Raw genomic sequence first — 6335 nt, forward strand, 5'->3', positions numbered from 1 at the left:
GACCAGGGCGATCCGCATCGCGTCGTGCTTGTCCTCGTAGTTGTGCAGCTCCTCGCGATAGCGGGCGACGCGGGGTGGGGCGCAGCCGGGTGACCCTGCTCGGCGCGCCGCTGGGTCCGGACGCGATGAGCCGGATGGCGCGGGCGCTGGCGGACGCGGGCGGCAACATCGACCGGATCGTGCGGCTGGCGAAGTACCCGGTGACCGCCATCGAGCTCGACGTGTCCGGGGTGGACCCGCTCGAGCTGCGCCGGCGGCTGGCGCCGGTGGCCGCGGCGTGCGGCGCGGACGTGGCCGTACAGCGGGCCGGGCTGGCCCGCCGGGCCAAGCACCTGGTGGTGATGGACGTGGACTCCACGCTGATCCAGGACGAGGTGATCGAGCTGCTGGCCGGGCACGCCGGCTGCCTGGACGAGGTGGCCCGGGTCACCGCCGAGGCGATGCGCGGGGAGCTGGACTTCGCCGCCTCGCTGCGGGCCCGGGTGGCCCTGCTCGAGGGCCTGTCCGCCGAGGTGTTCACGAAGGTCCGCGCCCAGGTGCGCTACACCCCGGGCGCACGCACGCTGGTGCGTACGCTCAAGCGGCTGGGCTACCAGGTGGGCATCGTCTCCGGCGGGTTCACCCAGATCACCGACCTGCTCGCGGCCGACCTGGAACTGGACTACGCGGCGGCGAACACGCTCGAGGTGGTGGACGGACGGCTCACCGGCCGGGTGGTCGGCCCGATCGTGGACCGGCCGGGCAAGGCGGCGGCGCTGCGCGAGTTCGCGCAGGCGGCCGGGGTGGCGCTGAGCGAGACGGTGGCCATCGGCGACGGCGCGAACGACCTGGACATGCTGGCCGCGGCCGGGCTCGGCGTGGCGTTCAACGCCAAGCCGGTGGTGCGCCAGCAGGCCGACACGGCGGTGAACGTGCCGTTCCTCGACACGATCCTGTTCCTGCTCGGCATCCCGGGCGACGAGATCGAGGAGCTGACCGAGCAGACCGCGGGCCCGCGTACGGCGACGGCGGCCGGGGCGCGCGCCTAGCGGGGGCCGACGCCCGGGGCCCGGGGTACGTCACCCGCGGCCCGCACCGGCTCCGCGAGTCGGCCGTCAGCCGTTGTGCGAGGCCCAGATGGCCAGCACGACCAGCGCGGCGAACATCACCAGCATGGCGCCCGCCACGATCGCCGCCTGGCGGTGGCCGGCGGAGCGGGTGGTCTCGCGCCATTCGCGCGGCGGCCACTCCTCGACGGGCTTCGGCGCGGCGTCCTCGACGGCCGGCGCGTCTGCGGCGGAGTCGGCGGTGGCGGGGGTCTGGTCCTGCACGTCCATGCGGGCCATCCTGCCACCGGGGTCCCGGCCCGCCGCGCCCGGGGTGGGGCGAGCGGCGGCCGCGCTCCGCGCCACGGTCGCGCCAGTGCGCTGCGGGCGCGGCGGGCGTGTCCCGCGCCGCCGGGGCCTCAGGACTCTTGTTCGGCCAGGTGTTCGAGCACGGGCAGGGCCTTGCGCAGGATCGCGATCTCCTCCTCGCCCAGCTGCGCGATGCCGGCGGCGAGTACCGCCGAGCGCTCGGTGCGCAGCGCCTCGATGAAGCCGCGGCCCTGCTCGGTGATGCTCAGCAGGTAGGAGCGCCCGTCCTGCGGGTCCCCGGCCCGGTGCAGCAGCCCGGCCTCCACCAGGCCGGAGACGGTGCGGGTCATCGAGGGCGCGGCGACCCGTTCCCGGGCGGCGAGTTCGCCGAGCCGGATCGGGCCGAGCTTGTCCACCGCCACCAGCGCGGAGGTCTGAGAGAACGTCAGATCCCCGGCCGTGTGCTGGACCATGCGGCGGTGCAGGCGGCCGATGGCCACCCGCAGACGCGCGATCTCCTGGGGGTCGGCCTGGCTCGGGCTGCTCGCGGCGGCCCCGGTCGGTTCGGCGTTCACGTCACCCAGGTTAACGGGAGGTGCCGTCGGCGCACCCGCGGCCCGGCGCGCATCCACCCGCGGTAAGGCGGATCTCACGCCGAGTCAAAGCGGTGGCAAGGCCGAGACGAAACGGTGACATCGGGCCGCTGGATCTGTTAGGTTCTGGGGCCAACACATCCGGCGGATGTCGCCACCCGTGCGACACCGGATGCGACCGCCGAGTCCACACACGTGGAGCCGGGGACCCACTTCGGTAGTTCCCCGCCGCGGGGTGAATCGCTCCGGCCCCGGAGCGTAGGGCGTCTCTTTCCGCCCGAACCCGTCAGCTAACCCGGTAGGCGGACGAGGGAGAGGGCTGTAAGGGACCGTGGGCAGTCACAGTAAGTCGAAGCACGGGCGTCAGAGTCCGATCACCCGCTCCGACGCCAACAACTCGTGGATGCGCAAGTACCCCGCGATCACCGTCGCGGCGCTCGCGGGCACGGTGGTCGGCGGACCCGGCGGCGTGGCCGCCGCCATGGCACTGGGCGACCAGCCCGTCTCGACCACCCCGAACACGGCCACCGCGGACCTGGTCCCGGCCACGGCCGTCACCACGCCGGCCACCACCACCTCCACCACCGTGGCCGCCTCGAGCGTGAAGACCTCCGCCAGCGCCTCCGCCAAGGCCTCGGCCACCTCCACCGCGCACGCGGTGACGCCGGTGGTCGAGAAGACCAACCCGTACGCCTCGGTGAGCTGGGGCACGCTGGAGCCGGTGGCCTTCTACGGATCGCAGGGCACGTTCACCCCGAGCACGGACCAGTGGGAGAACGCGAAGACGATAGTCCAGGTGGCGGAGAACCGCGGGATGCCGCTGTACTCGGCCGTGATCGCGGTGGCCACCGCGATCCAGGAGTCGCGGCTGATCAACCTGACCACCGCGACCAACGCGGACTCCCTCGGCCTGTTCCAGCAGCGGCCCTCGCAGGGCTGGGGCACCACGGACCAGCTGACCACCCCGAGCTACGCCGCCAACGCCTTCCTCGCCGCGCTGCAGGAGGACGCCCCCGACTACATGGGCATCTACCTGTGGGAGGCGGCGCAGGACGTGCAGCGCTCCGGGTATCCGACCGCCTACGCACAGTGGCAGTCCCAGGCCACGACGATGGTCTTCGACATCGTGAACGGCAAGGCGCCGGTCTGATCGACCCCCTTCCGCGGACTTCGGGGCGGAGCGTGGCCTGACGGTCACGCTCCGCCCTTTTTCGCGCCCTGCGTGCCGGTGCGCCTACGGAACGTGGCCGTCGCAGCCCACGATCTTGATCTACGACGTCGCCGACGGCATGGCACCGGCCTGATCCGGCGGCCCGGATTCCGGCCCCCACCCCCGGTTTCCTCGGCGCAGCGTGGCGCCGTGATCACGCTCCGCCGATATTTCGGGCGATTTGTGACAACTGTCCGGAAGGTCGCTATGGTCGACGTTGTACTTCCGGCCGACGCCGAGGAATCCGAACCGGCACCGGAGGTACCCGCCGAGTCCGACAGGACGGAGGCAGCGGGCTGAGATCTCATCTCGGCCGCTTCCGCCCTCGGAGCCGGGGACCCAAATCTCCGTGGCGCACCGTGCGCCAGGTCCCCCGGGGTGAATCGGCCCCAGCATCTCGCGAAACGTACGCACGGACACCGAGTCCGCACGCCGCGTGACGTCCCGATGCGGGCCGTAGGGCGAGTCTCACCTTCCGCCCGAACCCGTCAGCTAACCCGGTAGGCGGCCTGAAGGAGAGGCAGCTCATCGTGTCGACGAACAACCCCCGTGCGTTCACCCGCAACCTGATCTCGCGCATTCCGGTCTCCAAGATTCCGGTCTCGCGCCTTTCGATCTCCCGTATTCCGTTCCTCGCCGCCCACGCGCGTTCCACCGCGTCGGCGCTGGCGCAGGGTAGGGGCCCGGCCGCGCAGCGTGTTCCGGCCGTGGTCCTCGCGCTCGCCGCCGTCGGCGTGGCCGTGGCACCGCTGGCCACCTCGGGCGCGGGCGACGCGCAGGCCGCCGCCGCCGTGAAGCCGACCGCCGTCACCTCGACCGCGAACCCCGGCGCCGCCGCGTCGAAGGCCCCGGCCACCACCGACAGCACGACCACCACCACCAAGACCGAGTCCGCCGCCCCGCAGGCCGCGGCCACGACCGAGACCAAGGCCGCGAGCCCGTACGCCAGCGTGTCGATGGGCGAGATATCCCCGACCTCGTCGCAGGGCTCGCAGACCCGGTTCCACACCAGCTCCACCCAGTGGTCCAACGCGGCCGTGATCGTGCAGGCCTCGGAGAACCTGGGCCTGAAGCCGTACGCGGCGACCATCGCGGTGGCCACCGCCCTGCAGGAGTCCAAGCTGGAGAACCTGCACGTCGCGGTGGACCACGACTCGCTGGGCCTGTTCCAGCAGCGTCCGTCGACCGGCTGGGGCAGCCCGTCCGAGCTGACCGACACGGTCTACGCGTCCAAGGCGTTCCTGAACTCGCTGCCGTCGAACTACGAGAACATGTCGCTGCACACCGCGGCGCAGGACGTGCAGCGCTCGTTCAACGGCTCCCTGTACTCCCAGTGGCAGGACCAGGCCGCGTACATGGTGTACACGATCATGCACCAGCAGTGATCATCGCGTGACGAGCGGCGCAGCGGCCCGCACACGACACGCGAGAGCCTCCCCCGGACCCACCCCCAGCGCGGTGGGGTCGGGGGAGGCTCTCGCCATGTGTGCGGGCCGTCGCGGGGCCGCATACGGACCCGGCGGCGCGCCCGCACGGGCTCAGCCGAAGCGGCCGTGCACGTAGTCGGCGGTGCGCGGGTCGACCGGGTGCTCGAAGATCTGCTCGGTCGGGCCCGCCTCGACCACCCGGCCCGGCTGGTCCTCTCCGGCCAGGAAGAACGCGCAGTGCCGGCTGACCCGGGCCGCCTGCTGCATGTTGTGGGTCACGATCACGATGGTGACCTGCTGCTCGAGCTGCGCGATGGTCTCCTCGATCCGCCGGGTCGAGGTCGGGTCAAGGGCCGAGCACGGCTCGTCCATCAGCAGCACGTCCGGGGAGACCGCGAGCGAGCGGGCGATGCACAGCCGCTGCTGCTGGCCGCCGGACAGCGCGCCGCCGGGGCTGCGCAGCCGGCCCTGGACCTCGTTCCACAGTCCGGCCCGGCGCAGCGCGTCCTCGACCACCTCGTCCTTGTCCACGCCCTTGATCCCGGCCAGCCGCAGCCCGCTGGCCACGTTCTCGTAGACGGTCATGGCCGGGAACGGGTTGGGCTTCTGGAACACCATGCCGATGCGTTTGCGCACGTCGGCGGGCCGGGCGGCCGGGTCGTAGACGTCCTGGCCGCCGAGCAGCACCTCCCCGGCCAGCGCGGCGCCGCGCACCATCTCGTGCATCCGGTTGAGGATGCGCAGGTAGGTGGACTTGCCGCAGCCGGAGGGGCCGATCAGCGCGGTGACCGAGCCGGGGGCCATGCTCAGCGAGACCCGCTCGAGCACCTTGTGGTCGCCGAACCAGGCCGAGACCCCGCGGGTCTCGAGTCCCGCCGGGGTAGCGCCGGCGGCCGGGGAGGCGGCCGGCACCGGGCCGAGCAGCGCCGTCTCATGCAGCGTACTCATATCAGTCCTCTCAGTAGAGGTTCGGCAACAGCAGCGAGAGGTTCTCGTACACGGCCCACACCAGTGCGAACGCCACCGGGGCGGTGCACAGCAGGGCGGGCCCGCGCGACCAGCGGCGGGCCGCGAAGCCCCCGGCGAGCAGCACCAGCAGCAGTCCTTGCGCCCAGAACACCAGCGGCACCACCGCGCCCGGGTCTCCGGCCAGGGCGTTCTCGTCCGCGGTGGCCGAGCCGGTGGCGGGCGGTGTGGGCTGCGGGTGGGAGGTGAGGTCCGCGCTGACCTCGACGGCGCTGTCGGGGAAGGCGGAGCTGCCGCCGGCCTCGAGCAGCAGCCGGTCGGCGGTCTTGTCGGGCGGCGGGGTGGAGTCGGTGCCGAAGGACTCGACCACGTACGTCGAGACGCCCTGGCCGGTGATCACCGTGATCCGGTCGCCGCGCTGCAGCCGCATCAGGTGCGCGAACGGCGCGCCGTAGGTGGCCACCCGGCCGTAGAGCACGCTCACCCCGGCCTGGCCCGGCAGCACGGTGGAGGGCAGGTGCCCGGGTCCGTGGGTCAGGTCCCTGGGACTCGTCCCCTCCACCACGACGAGGTCGGACACGCCGAGGCGCGGGATGGTCAGGATCGCCACCGGCGCGCCGTCGGCGGTGGCCGCGACCGGCGCGGTGGCCTGGCCGAGTTCGCCCGCGAAGGTCTTGTACAGCACGCTCTGCGCGCGCTGCTCGCTCAGGCCGGACAGGCCGTAGAGGTAGGCGAAGAATCCGAGGACCAGCAACGCGATCCCGCACAGCGCGACCCCGGCGGCGATCACCGCGGGGCGCCGCAC

The 6335-nt window shown here is 72.8% G+C and carries 7 protein-coding genes and 2 riboswitches; of the genes, 3 read left to right on the top strand and 4 right to left on the bottom strand.

What is annotated here, in order from left to right:
- On the top strand, positions 1-1028 hold a 1028-nt coding region (serB, locus tag KDL01_RS38145), incomplete at its 5' end, for a phosphoserine phosphatase SerB (protein ID WP_212533592.1).
- 66 nt (positions 1029-1094) lie between these two features.
- Here serB and KDL01_RS38150 read toward each other — a convergent pair.
- Together KDL01_RS38150 and KDL01_RS38155 are read right to left on the bottom strand one after the other, a co-directional pair.
- Positions 1095-1316, bottom strand: a complete 222-nt coding sequence (locus KDL01_RS38150; protein WP_212533593.1) for a hypothetical protein — start codon at positions 1314-1316, stop codon at positions 1095-1097.
- A 128-nt stretch (positions 1317-1444) separates the two neighbouring features.
- Positions 1445-1909, bottom strand: a complete 465-nt coding sequence (locus tag KDL01_RS38155) for a MarR family winged helix-turn-helix transcriptional regulator (protein ID WP_212533594.1) — start codon at positions 1907-1909, stop codon at positions 1445-1447.
- Between the two features lie 187 nt (positions 1910-2096).
- Positions 2097-2247, top strand: a riboswitch (cyclic di-AMP (ydaO/yuaA leader).
- Positions 2248-2258: 11 nt separating this feature from the next.
- Here KDL01_RS38155 and KDL01_RS38160 point away from each other — a divergent pair.
- Both KDL01_RS38160 and KDL01_RS38165 read left to right on the top strand, forming a co-directional pair.
- Entirely contained in the window at positions 2259-3077 is an 819-nt protein-coding gene (locus KDL01_RS38160) for a hypothetical protein (protein WP_212533595.1), read from the top strand.
- Positions 3078-3438: 361 nt separating this feature from the next.
- Positions 3439-3660: riboswitch (cyclic di-AMP (ydaO/yuaA leader) on the top strand.
- A gap of 7 nt (positions 3661-3667) precedes the next feature.
- Complete coding sequence (locus tag KDL01_RS38165; RefSeq protein ID WP_212533596.1) at positions 3668-4522, top strand: hypothetical protein; 855 nt, start codon at positions 3668-3670, stop codon at positions 4520-4522.
- 153 nt (positions 4523-4675) lie between these two features.
- On the opposite strand, the gene KDL01_RS38170 is transcribed toward KDL01_RS38165, so the two are convergent.
- Both KDL01_RS38170 and KDL01_RS38175 read right to left on the bottom strand, forming a co-directional pair.
- A complete protein-coding gene (locus KDL01_RS38170) occupies positions 4676-5512 on the bottom strand; it encodes a phosphate ABC transporter ATP-binding protein (protein ID WP_212533597.1) in 837 nt (278 codons plus the stop codon).
- Positions 5513-5522: 10 nt separating this feature from the next.
- A partial coding sequence (locus tag KDL01_RS38175) for a class E sortase (protein ID WP_212533598.1) occupies positions 5523-6335 on the bottom strand: 813 nt, incomplete at its 5' end.

Source organism: Actinospica durhamensis (assembly GCF_018139695.1).
Classification (GTDB): domain Bacteria; phylum Actinomycetota; class Actinomycetes; order Streptomycetales; family Catenulisporaceae; genus Actinospica; species Actinospica durhamensis.